The organism is Streptomyces parvulus, from assembly GCF_014648855.1.
In the GTDB taxonomy this organism is placed as follows: Bacteria; Actinomycetota; Actinomycetes; order Streptomycetales; family Streptomycetaceae; genus Streptomyces; species Streptomyces parvulus.
Genome location: NZ_BMRX01000004.1, coordinates 22026 through 45932, shown reverse-complemented (window position 1 = coordinate 45932; position 23907 = coordinate 22026). Strand labels below are relative to the sequence as shown.

General features: G+C 72.2%; 22 protein-coding genes. 6 read left to right on the top strand and 16 right to left on the bottom strand.

Going from position 1 to position 23907, the window contains the following annotated elements; genetic code table 11:
• Positions 1 to 82 precede the first annotated feature (82 nt).
• The 3 genes from IE108_RS08085 (at position 83) to IE108_RS08075 (ending at position 3154) form a co-directional block, all read left to right on the top strand.
• Positions 83 to 922: an endonuclease/exonuclease/phosphatase family protein gene (locus IE108_RS08085; protein WP_064731539.1), complete on the top strand. Its 840-nt coding sequence runs from the start codon at positions 83 to 85 to the stop codon at positions 920 to 922.
• A gap of 145 nt (positions 923 to 1067) precedes the next feature.
• The gene (locus IE108_RS08080; protein ID WP_064731540.1) at positions 1068 to 2291 is read left to right on the top strand and encodes a serine hydrolase domain-containing protein; all 1224 of its coding nucleotides are present in this window, start codon (positions 1068 to 1070) and stop codon (positions 2289 to 2291) included.
• Between the two features lie 236 nt (positions 2292 to 2527).
• The gene (locus IE108_RS08075; RefSeq protein ID WP_162494716.1) at positions 2528 to 3154 is read left to right on the top strand and encodes a YoaK family protein; all 627 of its coding nucleotides are present in this window, start codon (positions 2528 to 2530) and stop codon (positions 3152 to 3154) included.
• A gap of 41 nt (positions 3155 to 3195) precedes the next feature.
• On the opposite strand, the gene IE108_RS08070 is transcribed toward IE108_RS08075, so the two are convergent.
• The 5 genes from IE108_RS08070 to IE108_RS08050 are packed head-to-tail and all read right to left on the bottom strand — an operon-like array spanning position 3196 to position 8136.
• On the bottom strand, positions 3196 to 4263 hold the full coding sequence (locus IE108_RS08070; RefSeq protein WP_064731542.1) for an aldose 1-epimerase family protein: 1068 nt from the start codon (positions 4261 to 4263) through the stop codon (positions 3196 to 3198).
• On the bottom strand, positions 4260 to 5006 hold the full coding sequence (locus IE108_RS08065) for an SDR family NAD(P)-dependent oxidoreductase (RefSeq protein WP_064731543.1): 747 nt from the start codon (positions 5004 to 5006) through the stop codon (positions 4260 to 4262). Before IE108_RS08065 ends, IE108_RS08070 begins: the two co-directional genes overlap by 4 nt.
• A gap of 9 nt (positions 5007 to 5015) precedes the next feature.
• On the bottom strand, positions 5016 to 5822 hold the full coding sequence (locus tag IE108_RS08060) for an enoyl-CoA hydratase/isomerase family protein (RefSeq protein ID WP_064731544.1): 807 nt from the start codon (positions 5820 to 5822) through the stop codon (positions 5016 to 5018).
• Positions 5819 to 6928: an extracellular solute-binding protein gene (locus IE108_RS08055; protein ID WP_064731545.1), complete on the bottom strand. Its 1110-nt coding sequence runs from the start codon at positions 6926 to 6928 to the stop codon at positions 5819 to 5821. Before IE108_RS08055 ends, IE108_RS08060 begins: the two co-directional genes overlap by 4 nt.
• A complete protein-coding gene (locus IE108_RS08050) occupies positions 6925 to 8136 on the bottom strand; it encodes a CaiB/BaiF CoA transferase family protein (protein ID WP_064731546.1) in 1212 nt (403 codons plus the stop codon). Before IE108_RS08050 ends, IE108_RS08055 begins: the two co-directional genes overlap by 4 nt.
• A gap of 207 nt (positions 8137 to 8343) precedes the next feature.
• On the opposite strand from IE108_RS08050, the gene IE108_RS08045 reads away from it, so the two are divergent.
• The gene (locus IE108_RS08045) at positions 8344 to 9516 is read left to right on the top strand and encodes a fumarylacetoacetate hydrolase family protein (RefSeq protein ID WP_064731547.1); all 1173 of its coding nucleotides are present in this window, start codon (positions 8344 to 8346) and stop codon (positions 9514 to 9516) included.
• A 20-nt stretch (positions 9517 to 9536) separates the two neighbouring features.
• Positions 9537 to 10580, top strand: coding sequence for a LacI family DNA-binding transcriptional regulator (locus IE108_RS08040; protein ID WP_064731548.1), 1044 nt, complete (start codon positions 9537 to 9539; stop codon positions 10578 to 10580).
• Between the two features lie 97 nt (positions 10581 to 10677).
• On the opposite strand, the gene IE108_RS08035 is transcribed toward IE108_RS08040, so the two are convergent.
• Together IE108_RS08035 and IE108_RS08030 are read right to left on the bottom strand one after the other, a co-directional pair.
• On the bottom strand, positions 10678 to 11343 hold the full coding sequence (locus IE108_RS08035; protein WP_064731549.1) for a ThuA domain-containing protein: 666 nt from the start codon (positions 11341 to 11343) through the stop codon (positions 10678 to 10680).
• Between the two features lie 55 nt (positions 11344 to 11398).
• Positions 11399 to 12541 carry a mandelate racemase/muconate lactonizing enzyme family protein gene (locus tag IE108_RS08030; RefSeq protein WP_064731550.1) on the bottom strand — a complete coding sequence of 381 codons (1143 nt, stop codon included), beginning with the start codon at positions 12539 to 12541 and terminating at the stop codon, positions 11399 to 11401.
• A gap of 125 nt (positions 12542 to 12666) precedes the next feature.
• Here IE108_RS08030 and IE108_RS08025 point away from each other — a divergent pair, with 125 nt between their 5' ends.
• A complete protein-coding gene (locus IE108_RS08025; protein WP_064731551.1) occupies positions 12667 to 13416 on the top strand; it encodes a FadR/GntR family transcriptional regulator in 750 nt (249 codons plus the stop codon).
• A 72-nt stretch (positions 13417 to 13488) separates the two neighbouring features.
• Here the strand turns inward: IE108_RS08025 and IE108_RS08020 are convergent, their stop codons facing one another.
• From IE108_RS08020 to IE108_RS07980, 9 genes are all read right to left on the bottom strand, one after another.
• Positions 13489 to 16155 carry a right-handed parallel beta-helix repeat-containing protein gene (locus IE108_RS08020; RefSeq protein WP_064731552.1) on the bottom strand — a complete coding sequence of 889 codons (2667 nt, stop codon included), beginning with the start codon at positions 16153 to 16155 and terminating at the stop codon, positions 13489 to 13491.
• Between the two features lie 80 nt (positions 16156 to 16235).
• Positions 16236 to 17027, bottom strand: a complete 792-nt coding sequence (locus IE108_RS08015; protein WP_064731553.1) for an SDR family NAD(P)-dependent oxidoreductase — start codon at positions 17025 to 17027, stop codon at positions 16236 to 16238.
• A 28-nt stretch (positions 17028 to 17055) separates the two neighbouring features.
• On the bottom strand, positions 17056 to 17397 hold the full coding sequence (locus tag IE108_RS08010; protein ID WP_064731554.1) for an L-rhamnose mutarotase: 342 nt from the start codon (positions 17395 to 17397) through the stop codon (positions 17056 to 17058).
• Between the two features lie 70 nt (positions 17398 to 17467).
• A complete protein-coding gene (locus tag IE108_RS08005) occupies positions 17468 to 18310 on the bottom strand; it encodes a carbohydrate ABC transporter permease (protein ID WP_064731555.1) in 843 nt (280 codons plus the stop codon).
• Positions 18307 to 19218, bottom strand: coding sequence for a carbohydrate ABC transporter permease (locus IE108_RS08000; RefSeq protein WP_064731556.1), 912 nt, complete (start codon positions 19216 to 19218; stop codon positions 18307 to 18309). Before IE108_RS08000 ends, IE108_RS08005 begins: the two co-directional genes overlap by 4 nt.
• Before the next feature lie 3 nt (positions 19219 to 19221).
• Positions 19222 to 20490: an ABC transporter substrate-binding protein gene (locus IE108_RS07995; RefSeq protein WP_064731557.1), complete on the bottom strand. Its 1269-nt coding sequence runs from the start codon at positions 20488 to 20490 to the stop codon at positions 19222 to 19224.
• A 50-nt stretch (positions 20491 to 20540) separates the two neighbouring features.
• The gene (locus IE108_RS07990) at positions 20541 to 21986 is read right to left on the bottom strand and encodes a hypothetical protein (protein ID WP_229851707.1); all 1446 of its coding nucleotides are present in this window, start codon (positions 21984 to 21986) and stop codon (positions 20541 to 20543) included.
• Positions 21987 to 22012: 26 nt separating this feature from the next.
• A complete protein-coding gene (locus IE108_RS07985) occupies positions 22013 to 22897 on the bottom strand; it encodes an amidohydrolase family protein (protein ID WP_064731559.1) in 885 nt (294 codons plus the stop codon).
• Entirely contained in the window at positions 22894 to 23907 is a 1014-nt protein-coding gene (locus IE108_RS07980) for an aldo/keto reductase (RefSeq protein ID WP_064732117.1), read from the bottom strand. The genes IE108_RS07985 and IE108_RS07980 overlap by 4 nt, the downstream gene beginning before the upstream one ends.

The following is a 23907-nucleotide window of genomic DNA, read 5'->3' as shown; positions in this document are numbered from 1 at the left end:
ATCCATCAACAGTTCCACCGCGTCCTGGATACCCTCGTGCGTGAGGACGGGGGACGCTCCGCGCGTCGGCCCGGGGGAGGCGATGGTGCGCGGCACCCGGTGGTTCGTGGGCGCGATGGCCGTGCTCTGCGTGATCCTCGTCGGTTCAGGTTCCCACGGCGGCCCCGACGCCGGCCCGGGCCGGTCCGTCGAGCCCGTGCGGGACGTGGTGGCGAACCGCGTCATGACGTGGAACCTCTGCAACCCGTGCAAGGAGAGCAACGTCCACCGGGCCGCGGAGATCGCCTCCTTCGCGCCCCAGGTCCTCGGCGTGCAGGAAGCCTGCGTACGAGACGTCGAGGCGATCCGGGACCACCTGGAGAACCTCCACGGGCTCGTCTACCACGTCGAGTACGGCATGGTCCTGGAGAAGCGAAGCCGCTGCGGGGGAACACCGTGGAACCCGGGCGCGTTCGGCCAGGCCATCCTCTCCGCCGCGCCCATGAGCGACCACGTCGGCAAGGAGTACCCCGAGGGCGGCTCCGAGGACCGCGGGTACATGGCGGTCACCACCGAGGTCGGCGGTCAGGACGTCCGGGTCTTCAACACCCACCTCGCCCAGCGCCGGCAGGAGTCCGTCCGGGCGGGACAGGTCGCCGTGCTGGCCACCGAGGTCGCCCGGCACGAACGCGCCGTCGTCCTCGGTGACTTCAACGCGCTGCCGGACGCCCCCGAACTCTCCCGGCTCTGGGCCCTGGCCGTCGACACGGACCCCCGGTGCCGTCCGACGCGCACCGCCGCCGGCACCTGCCGGGCGACCACGGACTGGCAGAGCAAGTTCGACTACGTCTTCCTGCGCGGCATCGCCCCCGGCGAGCCCCGCGTGCACCCTTCCCGGTACTCCGACCACCACCAGTTGTACGCCGACCTCGACCTGGGGTGATCCGGTCTGGGCTATCGTTCTGTCCGCCCTGGAGATCACGTCCGTCGCGCGGACAGGGAGTGGCAACACGCCCCTGTACAGACGGGATTCACAGTTCCTGAACGGAGTCCAGGGCCTCCGTCCGATCACACGTGAAGAGAATCGGATGCGCATCAGAAACACGAGCCTCGCGCTTGTAGGTTCCGCGATGGTGGCCGCCCTGGTCACCGCCTCACCGGCGGTCGCGGACTCGACCCCCACGCTTCCCCAGCCCTCGCTCACCGGGGTCCTCGCCGTGCAGAAGCAGGCGATGGCCGACGGGGCGCCCGGCGCCCTCACCCGCATCGACTCCGGCTCCGCGGTCTACCGGCTCGCCAGCGGCAAGGCGGACCGGGCCGCCGGAACGCCCATGGACGCCGACCGCAGGTTCCGCGTCGGCAGCGTCAGCAAGAGCTTCACCACCGTGGTACTGATGCAGCTCGTCGCCGAGGGCCGCATCGACCTGGACGCCCCGGCCAACGACTACCTGCCCCAGGCCCTGCCGGACGACGGCATCACCGTGCGGCACCTGCTGAGCCACCGCAGCGGGCTGTGGGACTACACGAACGACATGTTCTACCACACCGTTCCCGGCTTCGAAGCCGTACGGAACAAGGTGTTCACGTACCAGGAACTCATCGACCTCTCGACCGCGCACGCCCCCACCGGCCGCCCCGGGGCCGCCTACAGCTACTCCAACACCAACTTCGTGGTGCTGGGCCTGATGATCGAACACACCACGGGTGTGCCGATCGCCACGCAGTACCAGCAGCGGATCTTCGAGCCGCTCGGTCTGAAGAACACCTCCTACGTCCACCCGCGGACCACCCTCACCGGCTCCTACGCGCGCGGATACGTACGCGACGACGACACCACGCTGCCGCTGGTGGACTCGACCGAGCAGACCGTCTCGTGGGCGCAGTCCGCGGGTGCCGTCATCTCGAACTCCTCGGACCTGAACCGCTTCTTCGCCGCGCTCGTCTCCGGCAGGCTCGTCGCCCCCGCGCAGCTGCGCGACATGATGAGCATGGTCCCGGTCAACGCGGACCAGACCCAGTCCTACGGCCTCGGGCTGCGCGGGCGGAAGCTCTCCTGCGGAGTCACCGTGTACGGTCACACCGGGACCGTCCAGGGCTACTACACCTACGCGTTCACGACGGCCGACGGCCGGCGCAGCATGGCGTCGATGGCGAACACCTCCAACAACGGCACGGTGAACACCGTCCTCGGCGGCACTCTGGAGGCCGCCTTCTGCGGCACCGACCCGACCCGGACGGCCGCACTCGGCCGCTCCGCCACCACCGGCGGCGACCACACCGAGGACATCGCTCCGCAGGTCGTACGTCACTGACGCGGCCCTGAGGATCCCGTGCCGCTCCACCATGGAAGCGGGACGCGGAGCCGGGCGGGGCGGCCGACCGTAGGTCGCGCCCGCCCCGCCCGGCATGTCGCGGTCCCTGTCGGCACGACGGTCGGCCAGGATGCCGTCCGGGGCACGGACGAGGCGAGGAGAGGACCACGGAAGGCGATCGGTCTCGGGATCTCCCGCCGGAGTCACCGGAGCGCGCGGACCCGTGGGCCGCGCGGCTGCTGACCTTCTCCGCGGGCGCCGTCAACGCCTGGGGTTTCCTCTCCCTCGGCGGCGTCTTCACCAGCGTGGTCACCGCCAACTCGGCGTTGATCGGGGTCGGTCTCGGCGGCGCCGACCCGACGCTCGGCGGCCTGGCCGCCGTCGCGGTGCTCTGCTACGTGCTCGGCGCGGCGGGCGCCGGCCGGGCGGCCGGTCGCCCTCAACGGGGCGGGCGGCCGCACCGGGCCGACTTCCTCCTGCTGGAACTCCTCCTGCTGTGGGCCGTCGTGGGGTGGTGGCTCGCCGTGGACGGGGACCCGTCGGACGGGGAGCGCACGGCGATGCTGGGCACGGTGGCGGCCGCGATGGGCTGCCAGAACGCCGGTGTCCGCGTCGCGATGGGCGCGCAGATGCCGACCGCGTACCTGACGGGTCTGCTGACCGGGGCCGTCACCGACGCGGTGACGGACCGGCGCATCCAGTGGCGCGTGCTGGGCACGACGGCCCTCTTGATCCTGGGCGCGGCCGCAGCATCGCTGCTGGAGCGGCTGCTGCCCGGAGCCGCTCCGCTGCTCCCCGCGCTGCTGGTGACGGCGGCGTGGCTGACGGTGCACACGCGTACGGGGGCCCGGCGCGCGTCCTGACGCGCCGCGCCCCCGTGCCGCCCGAGCCGCGGGTCCCGCCGTCAGTCCAGGTGACCCACCCGGAACGTCGTCGTGTACTCCCGCTCCTCACCGGGTTCCAGGAAGGTCATGGAACCGTCCTCCCGGGCCGCGGCCTCGCCCCGCACATGGTGCGTGGACGGTTCGAAGCCGACCGCGTAGGCGCCCTCGCGCAGGTGCAGCCACTGGAAGAAGGACGGGAACCGGGTCGTGTCGAATTCCAGCTCGAAGTAGACGCCGAGGCGTTCGTTGACCAGGCGGGGCCGGGCCAGACCAGCCGCGTCGGCCTCCAGCTCGTGCTCGTAGACCTGCTCGACGAAGCCCGGCAGCGGAGCGGGCATCTCGGTGTGGGAGACGCCCTGATCGGCGACGCTGTCGCTGCGCCACAGGGTCCGGTGCGGCGGCAGCTCGTAGCGTGCGCCCTCGTCGAGGAAGGGCCAGCCGACGTTGACGTGGTAGAGGTACATGTGCGGCGTCGGGTCGAAGCCCGCGTTGCGCACCCGGTCGGTCAGGCGGATCTCGCTGCCGCCCAGATCGGCCTCGATGCGGCGGGTGAGCCGCAGGTGCTCCCCGAAGATCGCGGCCTGGCGCACCTCGCCCTCCGCCCAGAGCACGCACCGGCCGTCGTCCTGCCACCGCTCGCCATAACCGGTCAGCCGGGCCGGGAGGTTGGCGACGCGCCCGTGGAGGGCGTGCACGGCGGTGCGCCGCGGCGGATAGCGGTACTGCGAGGCGTCCACCTCGGCGCCGAAGAGCGTGTGGTCCAGGCCCGCGGTGAGCAGCAGCCCCGAGAAGCTGCGCATCATGGACAGGCCGTCGTCGTCGCGGTACTCGTGCAGACCGGGGTGCCTGAAGCCCGTCGCCGAGCGCCAGCCGAAGCCCCGCCCCTCGAACTCGGCCCCGCCCAGGTCCATGGCCCGGTCCACCAGCACGTCGAACGACAGTCCGCCGCCGGTCCGGAACTCCAGCGTGCGGATGCCGCGTTCGGACCCGTCGTCCAGGACGACGGACCGCACCCCGCCCGCCGCGCTCAGGTCGCCCGCGTGCCGGGCGAGTGACTGCCGGTCGTGGGAACGCCCGTACAGCTTCACGCCATCACCCACCCTCCGTTGACCTCGACGCACTGACCCGTGACGAACGAGGCGTCCGGGCCGGTGAGGAAGGACACCACCGAGGCCAGTTCCTCCGGCCGCCCGCGCCGTTTCAGGGCCTGGTGGTCGAGCACGTGCCGCCGGTAGCCCTCGGGGTCCTCGTGGATGTCCTCGGCCGCCGTCGGAAAGGCGCCGGGGGAGACGCAGTTGACGCGGATCTCGGCAGGACCCAGCTCCCGGGCGAGCGCGCGGGTCAGGGCGACGGCGGCCCCCTTGGTGGAGACGTAGGCGGCCAGGGAGTCCCAGCCGCCGTGCATCGTGATCGAGGCGACGTTGACGATCGCCCCGCCGCCCGTGCCCGTCATGTGCCGGGCGGCGGCCTGCGCCGCGACCCAGTACGCCCGCTGGTTGACCGCCACGACCTCCTCGTACTCGGCGAGCGGTACGTCGAGGAAGGGCCGGCTCGGGTACACGGCCGCGTTGTTGACCAGTACGTGCAGCGGGCCCAGTTCGGACACGGTCCGCTCGACGGACGCCTCGACCACCGGGGCGTCGCGCAGGTCGGCGGTGAGGGCCAGCACGCGCGCGCCGGCCTTCTCGACGAGCGCGGCGGTGTTCTCCAGGGACTCGGTGTCGCGGTCGAGTACGGCGACGTCGAGTCCGTCGGCGGCCAGCCGGACGGCGGTGGCCCGGCCGAGGGCACCACCGGCACCCGTCACGAGTGCGGCTCGGGGTTGCTTCATGAGTTCCTCTCAGCGCTTGCGGAAGACGGGGGTGCGCTTCTCGGCGAACGCGCGCCGGCCCTCGGCGGCGTCCTCGGTGGCGAAGCAGACGGTCTGCAGGTCGCGCTCGTAGGCGAGCGCCTGGTCCTCGGGCAGGTTGCCGGCGGCCCGCAGGTTGATCTTCGCGGTCTCGGCCGCCACGGGAGCGCGCGAGGCGATGACGGAGGCCAGGGCACGGGCCCGGTCGAGCAGCCCGGCGCGGGGCACGACCTCGCTCACCAGGTGCCACTCCAACGCCCGTGCCGCGTCGATGCGTTCGCCGGTGAGCAGCATGAGCGCGGCGTTGCTCGGCCCGGCGGCGCGGCTCAGGAAGGCGGCCATGCCACCGCCCCCGATCCAGCCGAGCGTGATCTCGGGTGCGCCGAAGGACGCGGTGTCCGCGGCGAGGCGGATGTCGCAGGACAGGGCCGTCTCCAGTCCGCCGCCCAGGGCGTAGCCGCCGACCGCGGCGACGGTCGGAGTGCGGGCGGCGCGGATGGCGTCGCAGTAGTCCACGCGGTTGCGGAAGTCCCACGGGGTGGCGTACCGGTCGAGGGCGCCGATGTCGGAGCCGACGCTGAAGGAGCGCTCGCCCGCCCCAGTGACCACGACGGCCCGCACGTCGTCCGTCGTGTCGCACCATTCGATGGCCCGTACGAGGGCGTGGGACATGTCGGGGGTGACCGCGTTGAGTTTGCCGGGACGGTTCAGGGTGAGGGTGGCTACGCGGTCCTCGACGTCCAGCAGGACGTGGTCGGTGCCGAGTCGGGGCGGCGGGAGGGGGCCGGTGTCGCTCATGTCCGGTGTTCCTTCGGTGTCCGGCTCGACCGGTACAGGGCGCGCATCCGGTCGAGTGCCTGGCGGTGGTCGGTCTCGCCCGCGAGCGCGGCGCGTACGGCGGCCGACGCGGCGGTCTGGAAGCCGATGTAGCCCGCGTGCCGGGGACGGACCCAGGCCTGCTCGCAGGTGGCGGCGGTGCCTCGGTAGAAGTCGGCGGCGACGGTCTCGGAGCTGGTCCAGGCGGCGCGGGCGCTGGGCTGTCCGCTGTGCCGGGGGAGGAAGTCGCCCTGCGCCTCGGGGGACATCAGCCAGCGCACGTGGGCGAGGAGTTCGGGGGAGGGGACGCAGCGGGAGCTGAGCGCGATCCCGGTGCCGCCGAGCGTGGAGCCGGGACGGCCGCCCGCCGCCACGACGGGGGCGTCGCTGAACGTCAGGCGGTCGGCGTAGGTGACGTACCCGTACACCAGCGGACAGTGCGCCAGCCGGTCCGTGCCGGCCATCAGCTCCAGCAGCCCGATCGGATTGAGCGCACGCGTCCCGGGCGGGGCGAGGGCGTCGAGCGCGGCCATCAGGTCGAGCACCGCGAGTCCCGTGGCGTCGCCGATCAGCTCGTCGGGGTCGGCGGCCGGCTCCTCTCCCATGGCGACCGCCACGGAGGCGAAGGTGAGGAAGGCGTGCGGCCCGGCCAGGGACAGGGCCACCGGCGCCCGGCGGGCGAGTCGGTGGACCTCGTCCCACGTACCGGGCGCCGCGCCGACGAGGTCGGTCCGGGTGGCGGCGACCTGGGTGGCGGCGTCCAACGGGAGCGCCCACTGACGGCCGCCCATGGCGTACGAGCGCATGGTGGGGCCGATGGAGCCATCGCCCCAGCGGACCAGTTCCTCGGCGGTGAACAGGTCGTCGAGGGGCCGCAGGCACCCGGTGGCCAGCGCTTCGCCGAGGTGCGGGTGGTCGAGGACGACGAGGTCGTAGCGGGCACACAACGCGTCGATCGGGTGGGACTCGAAGCCCTCCAGGGGCTGGACGTCCCAGTGCACGAGGCCGCCCGCGGACGCGGCGAGGGCGTCGTGGCCGCGGGGGTGGTCCCAGGTCAGGCCGCGGTAGGGCGGTCCGCCGTACGTCATGAGGTGGTCTCCGCCACGGCGCCGGTGGCGAACAGGTCCTCGATCTCCCGTTCCACGAGGCCCGCCTCGGTCAGCACCTCGCGGGTGTGCTCCCCGACGAGCGGGGCGCCGCGGTCGATGCGGGGCGGGGTGGCGGAGAACTTGTACGGGAAGCCGGGCACGGTCACGCGGCCCTCGGTGGGGTGGTCGTAGGTGACGAAGGTGCCGTTGTGGCGGATCTGGGGGTCCTGGACCAGGTCGGCGTAGCCGTAGACGGGGCCGGCCCAGATGCCGGCGGCGGCGAAGGCGTCGAGCCAGTGCCGCGAGGGCCGGGTCAGCAGCCGGGCGGCGGTACGGGCGAAGATCTCGTCCCGGTGGGTCCAGCCGTGCTCCTCGTCCTCCATGGACAGGAAGCCGTCCTCGCCGAGGATCTCGCCGAGCTTCTTCAACGGCGGGAAGGCGAGGACGAGATAGCCGTCGGAGGTCTGGAAGGCGCCGTAGGGCGAGCGGATGTAGACGTGGGCGTGCGGTTCGGCGGAGCGCGTCTGGGGCAGCCCGCCGACGGTGTGGACCGACAGCTCCTGCATCTGGAGGGTGGTGACGGCGTCCAGCATGTTCACCGTCACCAGCTGGCCCTCGCCGGTGCGTTCGCGGTGGAGCAGCGCGGCGAGCACCCCTTCGAAGGCCGTGGAGGCGGTGACGGCATCCACCAGGTACTGGCCCGCGGCCCGGGGTGCCTCGCCCGAGCGGCCGCTGGACAGCATGGCCCCCGACATCGCCTGGAGCAGCAGGTCCTGGCCCGGGCGCTGGGCGTAGGGGCCGTCCTCGCCGTATCCGGAGATGGACACGTAGACGAGGGAGGGGTTGATCGCGGCCAGGGAGGCGTAGTCGACGCCGAGGCGGTCGGCGACGCCCGGGCGGTAGTTCTGGAGGAAGACGTCGGCGCCCGCGACCAGGCGGCGCAGGACCTCCTTGCCCGCCGGGTCCTTGAGGTCGACGGCGAGGGACCGCTTGTTGCGGTTCAGGGAGAGGAAGGAGACGTTGATCCGGTGGCCGGCCGCCCCGCCGGCCGCGGCGTGGCGCTGCCACTCCCCGGTGACCGGTTCGACCTTGACGACGTCGGCGCCGAGGTCGCCGAGGCGCTGGGCGGCGAACGGGCCGGCCATGGCGATGGAACAGTCGAGGACCCGGTACCCGGCGAGGACGCCGGGTCTGTCGAGTGAGGTCATGGGGCTCCTTGGAGGCGGCGCACGGAGGACGGCACGGGCGCGGACGGTGGGCGCCGGACGCCGTGGGAGAGAGTTCCAGAGACTGTTGTTAGCGCTAGCGATAGCGCTAACATGCACGCTAGGCGGGCGCCGCTCGCAGTGTCAACGCCCTTGCCCCGACCGCGCCGAACCCCTGGAGAGGGGGCCGGGCAACACGAAAGGAATCCCATGAACCAGTGGCCCGACGCCGCGACCACCCTGCCCGCCGACGGCACCCGGGGCGCGCTCCTCGGCCGGGTCTGGCGCCCCGGCCTCGGACCGTCCGTCGTGGCCGTCCGCGAGGACGGCCTGCACGACATCACCACCGCCTTCCCGACCGTCCGGGACCTGTGCGAGGCACCGGACCCGGCCGAACGCCTGCGCGCCACCCGCGGCGAGCGGATCGCCGGACTCGACGAGGTGCTGGCCAACACACCCCTGAACGGCCGGAATCCGCGGCGTCCCTGGCTGCTCGCGCCGGTCGACCTGCAGGCCGTGAAGGCGGCCGGGGTCACCTTCGTGGTCTCGATGCTGGAGCGGGTCATCGAGGAACGGGTCCGCGGCGACGCCGCCGGTGCCGCCGAGGCCCGGGAGCGGATCCGCCGACTCGTCGGCGACGACGTCGCCTCCCTGCGGCCCGGCTCCGAGGAGGCCGCCGCGCTCAAGGAGATCCTGGTCGCGCAGGGCGCGTGGAGCCAGTACCTGGAGGTCGGCATCGGTCCCGACGCCGAGATCTTCACCAAGGCGCCGGTGCTCGCCGCCGTGGGCAGCGGCGCCGACGCCGGAGTGCACCCCGCCTCCCGCTGGAACAACCCGGAGCCGGAGGTGGTGCTGGCCGTCTCCTCCACCGGGTCCGTGGTCGGCGCGACCCTCGGCAACGACGTCAACCTCCGTGACGTGGAGGGCCGTTCCGCGCTGCTGCTGCCCCAGGCCAAGGACAACAACGCCTCCGCCGCCCTCGGACCGTTCCTGCGGCTGTTCGAACCGGGCTTCCGCATCGACGACGTACGGCGGGCCACGGTCACCCTCACCGTCGAGGGCGCCGACGGGTACCGGCTCGACGCCGAGTCCTCGATGGCCGCCATCAGCCGCGATCCCCTGGACCTCGTGGGGCAGCTGCTGGGCCCGCACCACCAGTACCCGGACGGTGCCGTGCTCTACCTCGGCACGATGTTCGCGCCCGTCGAGGACCGGGACGCACCCGGCCAGGGCTTCACGCATCACGACGGCGACCTCGTCTCCATCGCCACGCCGAAGCTCGGCACGCTCGTCAACCGGATCCGGCCGAGCGACGCCTGCGTGCCGTGGACGTTCGGCATCGCGGACCTGATGCGGGCCCTGGTGGCACGGGGAGCACTGTGACGCCCGATATCGTTTCCGGCGTGACCCAGCCGCCGCCCCGCCGTCCCCGCAAACGATCCGCGACCCGGTCGGTGACCCTGTCGGACGTCGCGGCGGCCGCCGGGGTGTCGGCCCAGACGGTCTCCCGGGTCGTCCGCGACCCCATGTCGGTGTCCGACGAGACGCGCGCCCGGGTCCAGGCGGCCCTCACGGCCACCGGCTACGTGCCCAACCTGGCCGCCAGCAACCTGGCCTCCAACCGCAGTCGCACGGTCGCCGCCCTGGTGCCGCAGATCAACGCCTCGGTCTTCGCCGACACCGTGCACGCCTTCTCCACGGCGCTGGCGGCCCACGGCTACCAGATCTTCGTCGGAACCACCGACTACCGGCCCGAGCACGAGGAGGAGGTGCTGCGCAGCTTCCTGGGCCGGCGGCCCGACGGACTGCTCGTGGTGGGGACCCGCCACACCCCGGGCACCCTGACGCTGCTCGGGGCGGCCGGAGTACCCGTCGTCGAGACCTGGGGCTGGTCCGAGGACCCGGTGGACCTGCTGGTCGGCTTCTCCAACGCGGCGGCCGCGGCGGCGATGGTGGACCACCTCGTCCGGCGCGGCCGGCGGCGCATCACCTTCGCGGGACGGCACACCTCCGGCGATCCCCGGGCCGCGGAACGCCTCGACGGCTACCACGGGGCCGTCCGCGACCTGCTGGGCAGCGAACCGCGCACCGTGGACGCCGGTCCGGAGCCGGTCACCATGGACACCGGGGTCGCCCTGCTGGACCTGGCACTGGAGCGGTACCCGGACTCCGACGCCGTGATGTTCTCCAGCGACGTCTTCGCGGCCGGCGCGCTCCAGGCCTGCGTACGGCGCGGCGTCGACGTGCCCGGCACGCTCGCCCTGGCCGGCTTCGGCGACTTCGAACTGGCCCGGCACCTGGTCCCGGCGCTGACCACGGTGGCCGTACCCAGCGTGCGCATCGGCGAGTTGAGCGCCGAGCTGCTGCTCACGCGGATGCGCGGCGCCACGGTCGACGTCCCGCACCGGGACGTGGGGTACAGGGTGGTCGCACGCGAGAGCACCTGACGCGCGGGGGCACCTGACCCGCGAGGGCGCCCGGCACGCGTGGCGTTCCGGACGGCCCGCGGCGGCAACGCCCCGAGGGTCCGGGCGCCCCCGAAGGTCACGCGCGCGCCGCCCACTGGAGCCCGCGGCCGACGATCGCCGCCGTCTGCGGCACCCGGAGGTCCGCGACGCGGTGGCCGAGGGTGCAGACGAAGACCCGCCCCGCTCCCCAGCGGCGCGTCCACACCACCGGGAACTCGACGGGTTCGTGCCACGGGTCGGCCGGCCCCGGGACGAGCACGGACGTGGCCAGGACGGTGCTGAGGGAGTCCGTGAGCACCCAGTAGTGCTCGGTCTCCACGTCGTAGTCCGTGATGCCCTCGACGATCTCGCCGTCCCGGTCCGGCGCGGAGGCGATGCGCACGGTGAACTCCTGGAAGCCGTCCGGGTGCCACAGGAAGCGGCCCCCGGCCATCCGCAGGTAGCGCGGGTTGGCGACGTTCGTGGCGACCACGCCCCCGTGCCAGCCGGCGAAGCCGGTGCCCGCCTCCACCGCGTCGACCAGGTTCGCCTCCTGAGCCGCCGTCAGGCCGCCCGCCGACCAGGAGTGCACGACGAGGTCGGTCGCGGCGAGCAGGCCGGCGTCCTCGTACACCGCAAGGTCCTCGGCGACCTCCAGCCCGAACCCCGCGCGCTCCAGAGCGGGCATGACCGACTCGGTGCAGCCGACCGGGTCGTGCCCCTCCCACCCGCCGCGGACCACCAGGGCCTTTCGCATCCTCATGTCCTCTTCCCTCCGTCCGGCCGCGACGCGCTCCCGACGCGGCCCCGACGCGCCCTCATCGCGCCTGCGGTGCGAGTCTGAGGCCGGCGTCGGCCGGACGGACGTGCGGTCCCGACGGCAGGGACCACCCGCCCGACGCCGTCAGCGCCACGATCCGCTCCTCGTCGACCTCGATGCCCAGTCCCACGGCGTCCCCGAGGACGATCCCGCCGTCGGCGATCTCCTGGTCCACCCGCAGCCCGACCGGGAAGGACAGGTCCTGCACCTCGGTCACCAGATGGTTGGGCACGGCGGCCGCCGCGTGCGCGACCGGGTTGGCGTCGTATCCGACCGGGCTCACCGGCAGGCCGTGCCCGAAGGCGAGGGTGGAGACGCGCAGGAAGTGCGTGATGCCCCACACGGAGCCGGTCTGCACCACCCCCACCGCGTCCGCGGCCAGCAGCGGCCGGAAGTGTTCGAGGCCCGTCAGGTTCTCCCCGGTCGCGACGGCGGCACGGACACCGGTCGCGACCGCGCGGTGTCCCGGCACGTCCCAGCGCCGGACCGGTTCCTCGATCCAGGTCAGCTCGACGCGCTCCTCCACCTGCCGGGCCAGACGCACCGCCTGGTGCCGTCCCCAGGACTCGTTCACGTCGTACATGAGCGCGGGGCGGTCGTTGTTGACCCGGAACACGTCACGGACCGCGGCCAGGCGCCGCACGTCCCGGTCCACGTCGAGGCCGCCCTTGACCTTGGCGCCGGTGAACCCGCGCCGCGCCCACCGCTCGTGGAACGCGACGAGTTCGTCGTCGGTGAGCGCGTAGTCCAGACCGGAGGCGTAGCCCGGCACGAAGCGGTCGGCGGCGCCCAGCGTCCGCCACAGCGGCTCCTGGGCGATCTTCGCCTTGAGGTCCCACAGCGCCATGTCGAGGGCGCCGATCGTGGCGAACACCTGCCCGCCGTGCCCGGACTTGAAGACGTGCGCGAGCATCCGGTCGTAGAGCGAGGTGACCGCGCGGGGGTCCTGGCCCTCCAGGGCGGGGAAGACCCGCGCGACGTCGGCGTTCCCGCCGAGACCCACTCCGGTCAGGCCCTCGTCGGTCTCCAGCAGCAGGACCGGCACCTCGGTGACACCGCCGGCGACGACGCCGTTCACGTCGCCCACCCGCCGTCCCCACTCGTGGACCGTGGCAAGGGACCGGTATCCGGTGATGCGCATCGCTCTCCCACGGGTGAGTCGTAACTTGTGATACGAGTGATGACCTTAGCATGTTCGGCTAACCTGGAGTCATTGGACAGCGGGGGCCGGGCGAACCTGCACGAACATTGGGAGTCTCTGACCAGATGATCAAGCCATCCGCGGACACCGCCGCCGTGTCCCGACCTCAACGGCGCCGGCCGCCGCTCGCCGCCGCCGTCGTCCAGAGCCTCGCCACGGCCATCGTGCTCGGTGAGTACCCGCCCGGCACCGCGCTGCCGTCGGCGGGTGAGCTCTGCGAGGAGTACGAGGTGAGCCGGACCGTGATCCGGGAGGCGACGACGACGCTCGCCGAGAAGGGACTCGTGGCGACCCGTCAGGGCTGGGGGACCGTTGTCCTGGGCCAGGACCAGTGGAGCCTGCTCGACCCACTCGTCCTCGACGCCCTGTTCCAGCGCGAGGACCGCCTGGTCTACCTGGACAACCTCATCGAGATCAGGACCACCCTGGAGTGCGCGATGGCCGCCCGCGCCGCCGGGCTGATCGAGCAGGAGCAGTCGGCGGCGCTCGCCGCCAAGCTCGACGAACTCGCGGGCCTGATCGACGATCCCGAGGCGTACTCGCGCGCGGACATCGAGTTCCACGAGATCATCCACCGCGTCTCCCGGGACGCGTTCGGGCGGGCCATCGTCGCCAGCATCCAGGGCAAGGCCGTGCGCTCCCCGCAGTACAGCGGGGACCCGACCCGCGAGGACATCGAGCTGACCCACGCGGCACACGCCCGGGTCGCCGCCGCGGTGCTCGCCGGGGACGGCGACGCTGCCGCGGAGGCGATGCGCGAGCACATCACGTCGTCGTGGGCCCGCCGCCGGCCGGCCGGCGCGCCGGACGCGTAGGACGGCCACCGCGAGGCGGCCGGGGGACCCGTCGTCGGACCGGCCCCCGGCCGCCTCGCCCCGTTCAGCCGGTCACGGCCGGCCGATGCCCTGCGCGGTCACGTGCCGGTTCCACTCCGCGACCCACGCGGCCCCGTACGCCTCGGCCACCGTGCCGGAGCCGGAGAACCGCAGCGTGTCCAGGTCCAGACCCGTCTCCGCCACCGAAGCGGCCGCCACCGAACGGGTGTTGACCTTGTCGCTCCAGCGCGACAGGTTGTACTCCGCCGCGGGCTCCGTGAACGTCGCGGTCGTCTCCAGGAACCCGGACCCGCCGCCGACGACCACCGCGTGGTCGATCTCCACACCGGACGGCACGTAGAGCGAGTCGGCGTCGTCCCACACCGTCGCCCGGCTGCATCCTTCGGTGCCCGCCGTCGCGTAGTCGGCCGCCGTGCACTCCGCGCCCGTCGCGGTCACCCGCGGCACGTACCACCGCTCGACCTGCGGGTACACGATGGGCTTCCCGTCGGAGTACGTCGCCTGCCCGTCCGTGTAGTGCTCGTGCCAGGCCGCCACCGTCTCGGGCGTCGCGCTGTACTTCTCGCCCTCGCGGACGTCGAGGAACGTGTTGAACCTGCTGTGCAGCACCCAGCTGTTGTCCAGCGGCAGCCGGGTCTCGCCCTTCTGGTGGTAGATGCCTCCGTGCCCGACGTGCTTCACCCCGACGAACACGTTGTCGTTCGCGGTGTTGCTGTGTCCGGAGTTGAAGTTGACGCCGGAGTTCGAGCCGTTCACCACGTTGTGGTGGAAGCGCACACCGGAGGCGCCGTCGTCCATGTACAGCGCGTCGTTGGAACCGCCGATCTTCTCGAAGTGGTTGTACGCGATCTCGTTGCCCAGGTAGGTGAAGTCCCGGCCCGCGTAGACCGCCCCCATGTCCCCGGCGTTCTTCACCACGTCGTAGAAGTGGTTGTGGTTGACGCGCATGTCGTTGCCCATGATCTGTACGGCCATGTGCGGTGCGTCGTGGACGTAGTTGTACTCGAAGGAGTTGCCGACCCCGTAGAGGTAGCCCGCCGGCGTGTAGGTGGCCAGCTTCGAGAAGCGCGCGATCTCGTTGTGCCGGGCGACGTTGCCGCCCCGTTCCAGCGTGGCCCGGTCGCCGCCGCCGAGCAGGACCCCGCCGCCGCCCAGGTCGTGGAGGTAGGAGTTCTGCACGACGTTGCCGTGGCCGCCCCGCAGGCTCTGGTAGTCCGGCATGGCCGTGATGGTGTCGGTCGTCCGGCCGATGCGGACGGCGTCCATGCTCACGTTGGAGATGTCGACCGCGTCGACGAGCGTGCCGACGGCGTCCAGGAGCTGTACGCCGCTGACGAGCGACCCGGTCATGGCCAGGCCGCGCAGGGTCACGCCCCGCGTCCCGTCGAGCAGGAAGAAGTTCTTGTCGAAGGTCTGGAGCGTGGCGTCCTTGCCCTCGATCGTTCCGCCCTCAGGCCGGTAGTAGAGGACGTCGTTGTCGTCGTAGCGGTCGATGTAGTACTCACCGGCCGTGTCCATCTCCGAGAGGACGTTGAGGACCTTGACCTTCGTCCACGCGTCCTGCGGGATGTACATCGACGGGTACTTGGTGTAGAGCCGGTCCCCGCTCCAGGACAGGAGCCGCACCATGTCGTTGGCGTAGTTGTTGCCGAAGTACCCCGACAGCCAGCCCTCGGTCTCGGCCTTCGTGTTGTCGATGCCCTCGATCCACCGCGGGTCGAGCTGCACGGGGACGTCCGCGTACTCGCCGAAGCCGCGGGTGCCGAGGTCGTCCACCGTCGGTACCGCCTCGGGTGCCCAGCTCTTGTAGCGGTCCCCGGCCGCCGCCCGGCCGCCCACCGTGAAGATCTGCGGCGTCATGCGCCGCATCTCCTGCGGCGACCAGGTGTCGCGCTGCTCCGGGTCGTCGAGTTGCTGCTTCTTGTCCTCGAACTGCGCCCTCGGGGTCGTGCCGGAGGAGTTCCAGTCGTCCTGGAGTCCGAAGCGGGCGTCGAGATCCACATTCATGAGGTCCCGTGGACCCTCGGCGTCCCACTTGTCGCCCGTGCCCCACAGGTGACAGTCGGTCTCCGTGGTGGCGCAGGAGTTCGAGTTGGGGTACTCGGCCAGGACCTGGGTGTCACCGCCGACCACCAGTTCGGGGGCGAAGGGGTCCTGCACCCAGTTGAAGCCGTTCTTGTACAGCGTCCCCGGGTCGATGCCCTGGGCGCCGAGGTCGTAGACCCACACGCCCTCACGCAACTCGGGGGTGTCCAGACGGGAGTGGGAGGAGTACCGCGGCTGGGCGAGGGTCTCCTCGGAGAGGTCGGTGAGCTTCTTCCACCCCTCCGCGGGCAGCTCGTGCGACCCGGTGATCGTCACCTTCTCGTTCCGGTACGGGGCGTAGGTGACCCAGGAGTTCGCGGCGCCCTTCAGCTCGACGGTGTCGTCGAGGACGTAGGTGCCGCCCCGGATCAGCACCGTGCCGCGGGCCTTGGCAGACGTGTGGCCGGCCAGCGCGTCGCGGGCGGCGGCGATGGTCCGGAACGGGTCCTTGCGGCCGCCGCTGTTGGCGTCGTCCCCGTCGGTGGCGGAGACGTAGACCGTCAGCTTCCCGGGAGCGGCCGAGGTGCCTGCCGCGGCCGCTGCCCCGGTCGCCGGTCCGACGGCGCCCGCCGTCAGCGCCAGCGCGAGCGCGGCCCACAGGGTCCGGGCCGGTCGTGGCCGGGTTCTCAGCATGGGGGTGCCCTTTCGTCGGTTCTCATGTGACTGACGTGGGAGGTGCGAGGCGCGGGGCAGGGTCCCGCGCGGTGGCTCGGTCAGCCGCCCTCGGGCCGCAGCCGCAGTCCCTGCATGCCGCCGTCCACGGCGAGGGCCGTGCCCGTGACGGACGCCGCCGCCGGCGACGCCAGGTAGACGACCGCCGCGGCGACCTCCTCGGCGCTCACCAGACGGCCGGTCGGCTGGCGGGCGTTGAGCGCGGTGCGCTCGGCGGCCGGGTCGTCGGCGCTCGACAGCAGACGGTCTATCCACGGGGTGTCCGCCGTACCGGGGTTGACGCAGTTGACCCGGATGCCCTCACGGACGTGGTCGGCGGCCATGGCGAGGGTCAGGGACTGCACGGCGCCCTTGCTCGCGCTGTACAGCGCCCGCCGGGGCAACCCCGCGGTCGCCGCCACCGAGCAGGTGTTGACCACCGCCGCGTGCCCGGAAGCACGCAGGTGGGGCAGCGCGGCCCGGGTGGTCCGCACGATGCCGAGGACGTTGACGTCCAGGACGTGCCGCCACTCGGCGTCGTCGTTGTCCGCGACCGTCCCCTGCGCGCCGATGCCCGCGTTGTTGACCAGGATGTCCAGGCCGCCCAGCCGGTCCACCGCCCGAGCGACGCCGGCCCGGACCGAGGCGTCGTCGGTGACGTCGCACCGGATCGGGAACGGGGCTTCGGAGCCGGTGGCCGGCACGGCGTCCGGTGCGAGGTCGAGGACGGCGACCCGGGCGCCGCGGCGGGCCAGGAGGAGGGCGGTGGCGAGCCCGATCCCCGAGGCGCCGCCCGTGACGACGGCCGAGAGACCGCCGAGTTCGGGGGACCGGGGAGAGGGGGTGTGCGGCATGGCGGTGTTCCTTCGCATGGGGTGGTGGTCAGTCCAGGTGGAAGAGTTCCTCGCCGCTCACCCACCGCTCCCCGGGCCGCGCCGAGTCCAGGGGCTGCTGGCAGGGGTCGGTGAGGGTCCACCAGCGCCGGGTCTGCGGGTCGTCGGCGATGGCGGCCATGTCGGCCTCGTAGTCGTCGCCGGTGTACTCGTAGTAGGCGAAGAGCGTGTCCTCGCGCAGGAAGATGGAGTAGTTGGTGACATGGGCGCGCGAGAGCGTGTCCAGCACCGGCTGCGGCACGGCGCGGTGCAACGTCCGGTACGTCTCGGCGTGCTCCGGGCGCAGCCGGATCACGGACGCGACCCGGCGGGGCGGGCGAGGTGCGGGCATGGCTGGTCACTCCTTCGCGCAACGGGTCGCTTCTCGGTGCGGCGGGCCCGCGCGGGGCGTCAGGGGCCGGTCAGCCCTTGACCGCCCCCGCCGCCAGGCCGCTCATGATGTGCCGCTGCATCACGATGAAGATCACCAGGATCGGGATCACCGCGAGCAGCAGTGTCGGGAACACCTTGGTGTAGTCCGTGGAGTACTGGCCGACCGCCGCGTACACACCGGTGGTGACGGTGTAGACGCCGCTGCCGGGACCGAGGATCATCTGCGGGCTGGCGAAGTCGTTCCAGACGCTGAGCGAGTTGAGGATGAAGACCGTGGCGATGATCGGCCGCATCAGGGGCAGGATGATCCGCCACAGCGTGTAGTACCTTCCGGCCCCGTCGATGGCCGCCGCCTCGTCCAGCGACCTGGGCAGCACCCGGATGTAGCCGAAGAACACGAACAGCGTGAACGGGACGGTGGTGGCCGTCATGAACAGGATGAGCCCCGGCATCGTCCCCATCAGCCCGATCGCGCGCAGCACGAAGATGACCGGCACCAGGATCACCTGGGTGGGGATGAACATGCCCGCGATGAAGAAGAACAGCAGCAGCCGCGAGAGCAGCCTCGGCGTGCGGGCCAGCACGTACGCCGCCGGCGCGCACACCGCCATGGCGAGGGCGTTCACGCAGAGCACCAGCGCGATGGTGACGCCGTAGCCCTTCAGGATGCTGAAGTCGGGGTTGTTCCAGGCGTCCGCGAGGTACTGGAAGGTCGCCGAGCCGAAGCCGGGGGAGAACGGGTTGGCGAGGATCTCCCGCTGGCTCTTGAAGGCGTTGACCACCAGGAGGTACATCGGCACGAGCATGCCGAGGGACACCAGGGAGACGAACGCGACCCGGACGGTGGCGGCCGAGGTGAGTGTTTTCTTCATCCGATGGACTCCGCGTCGTCCTCGGCGCGCCTGCGCAGCACGAGGACTGTGATGGCCAGGACCGCGGCGGCGACGATCAGCAGCACGGCCTGGGCCGAGGCGACGCCGATGTCCCGCTGCGGGAAGGAGACGGCGAGGATCGAGTAGGCGAGGGTCTTGGTGGATCCCGCCGGGCCGCCGCCGGTCAGGGACACCACCACGTCGTACGTCTTCAGCAGCGAGATGCCGGAGGTGATGACGGCGACCGTCACGGTGGACGCGAGCGAGGGCCAGGTGACGGCACGGAAGGTCTGCCACCTGTTGGCGCCGTCGATCCTGGCCGCCTCCAGCAGATCCGCCGGCACCGCCTGCAGGCCCGCCAGGTAGAGGATCAGCTGGACGCCGAAGAGCGACCAGACGATGACGAGGATCATCGACCACAGGGCCCAGTCGGGGTCGCTCAGGAAGGGCAGGCTGTCAGTGCCCACCTTCTCCAGCATGGTGTTGACCACGCCCTGCGGGCCGAGGATGGCCTGCCACAGGAAGCCCACGACCAGCGCGCTGAGCACGTGCGGATAGAACATGACGACCCGGCCGAAGGTGTTGAACCGGTTGGTGCGCTGCAACAGCAGCGCGAGACCCAGCGCGGCCAGGTTCACCGCGACCGCGCCCACCACGGCCACCACGGCGGTGACCACCATGGTCCCGGTCATGTCGTCGGACTCGAATATGGACCGGTAGTTGTCCAGGCCGACGAACTCGGGGACGCGGTTCGGGAATCCGTTGTACTCGGTGAAGCTGTAGTAGAACGCGTAGATCACCGGTACGACCAGCAGGGCGGCGTAGATGAGCACCGCGGGGGCGACCATGCTGACGCGGGCGCCCAGGTCGCGCCATCCCCGCGGTTTCGAGGCAGCTGTCCGTTCCATGGGTCAGCGGTTCTCGTCGACCCACTGGTCGATGCTCCTGGCGGCGTCCGCCGGGCTCGCACCGGTGTACAGGCTCTGCGCGACCTCGGTGAACTTCGGGTTGAATCCGGTGACGGGCAGCCGCACGTTGCCCTGGCCCTCGCCGACGGCGACCAGTGCGGGAGCGGCGTCGAGGACGCCCTGGATCTGCGCGTCGACCTCGGACTGCTCGAGCTGGGAGCCCTTGCGGAACACCCCGTCCGAACCCAGCTGCGCCTCGATGGCCTTGGCGTCGGTTACCAGGTACTCCACCAGCTGCTTGGCGCCGTCCTCGTCGCCGATGCCCTTGCGGATCATGTAGGGGTTGGCCATGGTGGCGCCCTGCGGGCCCGGGTACTCCTTGCCGTCCGCGGCCGGCGGGGAGAACACGCCCACCTCGAAGGGGAGATCCCCGGCCTTGTTCAGGGTGGCGGCGAACCAGCTGCCGTTGGTGTAGAGGCCCACCTTGCCCGCGGTGAAGTTGCCGTCCGCCTGGGAGGGACTGAGCCCGACGTCGCTCTTGTTGATGAGTCCGGCCTTGATCCAGTCGGCGTACATCTGGAACGCGGGCTCGTACGCGTCGCCGACCGCGAGCTTCTCGTCGGAGACGGCGGTCTGCCACTCGGGGTGCAGCTGATTCAGCGTGGGGTGGTAGATCTGCTGGAGCTGGAGGCCGGTCTGGAAGTCGCCGGCCGTCTGCATCGGCGTGTACCCGGCCTTCTTCAGGTCGCCGAGGTCCTGGGTCAGCTCCTCCCAGGTGGTGGGCGGCTCGCCGATCCCGGCCTTCTCGAAGGCGGTCTTGTTGTAGTAGACCAGCGACTGCGTCTGGGTGCCGACGCCGACCGCGTAGTGGGCCTCGCCCATGGCGTACTCGTCGAACATCGGTGTGCCCTTGGCCCAGGCCTCGCCGCTCAGGTCGATCAGCTCGGGCGCCGTGTCGTCGTCCGGGAAGATCGACTGGATGACGTCGGGCGCGGTGCCGGCCGCCAGCTGCTGCGGGAAGGACTCGGCGACCGACTTGCCGGTGGGGCCCTCTATCTTCACCTTCAGACCGGTCTTGTCCTCGAACGGCTTGACCAGCTTCTCCCAGTAGGCCTGGTCGAGGTTGTCCGTCAGATTCACCATCATCCGGATCTCGCCGTCCTCGCCCCCCGCCGAGCCGGAGCCCGACGAGCAGGCCGCGACGAGAAGCAGCGGAACCACGGCGGCAAGCGCGGCACCCCGCGCCTTGCTCCCTCTTCTGGCTGACGTCATTGTCATCTCTCTTTTCCTCGGTGGGGAAAGCCGGTGGTGTCGTTCGGTGGTCACAGCCGCCCCCGGTAGGGCAGGGGGCCGACGGCCGTGATGTCGGTGGGGGCCTCGCCGCGGTCGACGCGGTAGATGCCGTCGCCGGCGACGAAGAACTCGGGGACGTCCGGGTGACGCAGCTCCTCGGGCAGCGGCTCACGGTCCGTCCAGGCGAAGAACTCCCGGGCGAAGACGGCCCGGTCCTTGCGGCCGTACAGATGCAGGTCGCCCGCGGTGAGCGGGCTGCGCACGGACCAGTGGACGCCGGACTCGGCCCAGTACGCGCGATCGCTGACCAGCACCGACCGCCGTTCGCGCGGCGCGGTCACCCGGTCCCAGAAGTCGTCGTCCGGACCGTACCGGGCCATCAGGAACAGCAGGTCGTGCGCGTGCCAGGCGGTGCTGGGCGCGATGTCGGCCTCGTTGTGCCAACCGCTCGCCGAGACGAAGTAGCCGGCCGGTGTCTGGTAGCGGGCGTAGGTGGCGAGGCAGGCCTCGGTGAACGCCTCCAACTCGGCGTCCGGCCCCTCCGCCAGCACCTCGTGGATGCCGTACAGGGTCAGCCCCATGCCCGCGATCAGCATCGGCGTGTCCGTCTTCAGCGCGCGCTCGCCCCGCACGTACCAGTAGCGGTGGAAGCGGGTGGCGCCGGTCTCGTCCGTCCAGGGAGACCTGGCCACGTGCCGGCACAACCGCCGCGCCTCGTCGAGCAGTTCCGGATCGCCCTGGGCGCGGTACCCCAGCACCAGCGGCACGATCATGAGCCCGTAGTACTCGGCCGGCTCCAGGATGCCGCCCTCGGTGCGGTCGCGCACGGTGCGGAACGTCCCGGCGCTGTCCGCGTCGGGCACTCCCCGGTGGTGGAAGAGCCGGACCAGCTCCGACAGGTCCTCGGGGATCTCGTCGGCGTACGTCTTGTCGTCGCTCAGCTCCGTGTAGAGCTGCTTGACCCAGACCCGGGCGTACTCCTGGTTGCAGGTGCCGTCCTCGCCTGGGCGTCCGCCGCCGTAGACCTCGCAGGCGTCCAGGTTGCGCCGTACGGCGGCCAGTACGGCGGCCACCTCGTCGGCCGGCAGCAGATGGCCGGCGTGGCGCACGGCCAGCAGCATGCCGAGGCTGCCGACGGCGTTGTGGATGAGCCCGCTGGTCGCCGACTCGCCGACCTGGAAGCCGATGTGCGCGTACTGCCCGTCGGGCTGGACCTCGGCGCACTGGTGGCGCAGCAGCCGGCGCAGCAGGGCGAGGCCCCGCCCGTCCGGCCGCGCGGCCAGGGCCTGGGCCCAGGCGCCGACGGCCGGGGCCGCGAACGTGGTGTGCCCGCTGGTGAAGTCCAGGAAGGTGGCCGGGTTGGTGCCCCACACGCTGTGGTTGTGGAAGCCGTTGATCGCCCCTTCGTCCGTCACCCAGCTGTGCAGCCAGCCGGCCAGCGCGGCCGTGTCCGGCGTCGTGGTGTGGTGTTCCATGGCGTTGGCGTTCCTTCCGGAGCGGATCACACGGCCGCGCGGTGCGCGGCGTCCAGCAGGGCGGGGTCGAGGCGGTAGACGCGGGCGGCGGTGCCGCCGAGCACGGCGGCGCGGTCGTCGGGGGCCAGCGGGGCGAGGAGTTCGCACACGGACTCCCAGGTGCGCGCGTAGCCCCCGGCAGACAGGGAGATCGGCCAGTCTCCGCCGTACATCAGCCGCTCGGGTCCGAACAGTTCCAGCGCGTCCTCGACGAACGGCCGGACCTCGGCGGTGGTCCACGCGTCGAGGGGGCCCGAGGCCGGGTAGAGCCCGGAGATTTTGGCGTGCGTGCCGGGGTGTCGCGCGGCTGCGGCGATCAGGCGGCGCCACTCGGCCCGGTCCTCGCGGCCGCCGCCGACGGGCGGCTTGCCGAGGTGGTCGACGACCAGGCGCAGGCCCGGGTGGCGGGCCGCCAGTTCGGGCAGGTGGCGCAGCGCGGCGGGCGAGCCGGTCGGGTAGTCGAAGGTCAGACCGGCCCCGGCGAGCAGTGCGAGGCCCGCGCCGGTGTCGGGGCCGAGGATCCAGTCCGGGTCGGACCGCTCGTGGAGCAGGGTGCGTACGCCCACCACGTGCGGGTCGCCGCGGAGCGCGGTGAGACGGGCCCGGGCCCGGTCCGGGTCGTCCAGGGGGACCCAGGCGACGACACCGACGACCTCCGGGTGCGCGGCGGCGGTCGCCAGCATCAGGTCGGTGTCCGCGTCGTTGTCGGCCGCCTGGACGAGGACGGCCGCGTCGACCCCGGCGGAGCGCAGGCTCGGGCGGGCTTCGGGGAACCGCATGGCGCGGTCGAGGGGCGACATCGCGGGCCCCAGCCAGTCGTAGGCGGCAACCCCGGGATCCCACACGTGCAGGTGGGCGTCGACGACGGTCATGACCCCTCCCCGGCGACGGACGGCGTGGACGGTGCGCCGGGGACCTCCGGGACCAGGCCGAGGTCCGCCAGCTCCGCCCAGAGCGCGTCGGGTACGCGGGCCGCGAGCCGCTCCGCGTTGGTCCGGGACTGCCGCGCGTCGCGGGCGCCCAGCACCACCGACACGACCGCCGGGTGCCGCAGCGGGTAGGCGATCGCGGCCTCGGGCAGCGTGACGCCGTGGCGCTCGCAGACGTCGGCGAGCGCGCCGGCCCGCGCGATCAGTTCGCGGGGTGCGGGCAGGTAGTCGTAGGTCGCGTCGGACGGCGGGCGGTCGGCGGCGAGCAGGCCGGAGTTGTAGACGGCGGCGGCGACGACACCGATGCCGCGCTCCCGGGCGAGCGGCAGCAGCTCGTCCAGCGCGGACCGGTCGAGCAGCGTGTGGCGCCCGGCCACCATCACCAGGTCGACGTCCGCGCGGCGGACGAACTCGGCGAGCATCGCGCCCTGGTTCATGCCCGCGCCCACCGCCTTCACCACCCCTTGGTCACGCAGTTCGACGAGGGTGTCGACGCCGGTGGTGGACGCCTCGTGCCAGTGGTCGTCGGGGTCGTGCAGGTAGACGACGTCGACGTGGTCGAGGCCGAGCCGGGTCAGGCTGCCCTCCAGGGAGCGCAGGATGCCGTCCCGGGAGAAGTCCCACTGGCGCCGGTGGGTGGCGGGTACCGCGAAGCCGCCGTCGTCCTGGCGGTGCGCGGTCCGGGGGCTGGGCACCAGCAGCCGGCCCACCTTGGTGGACACGGTGTACTCGGCCCGCGGACGCCGGGCGAGCGCGGCACCGAGCCGGCGCTCCGACAGCCCGAGCCCGTAGTGCGGGGCGGTGTCGAAGTAGCGCACGCCACTGTCCCAGGCCGCGTCGACGGCGCCCTGGGCGTCCGTGTCGCTGGTCTCCCGCGCCAGGTTGCCCAACTGGGCCGCGCCCAGACCGAGTTCGGTCAGCTTCGCACCGCGGGTGAGCGTACGGGTGCGCAT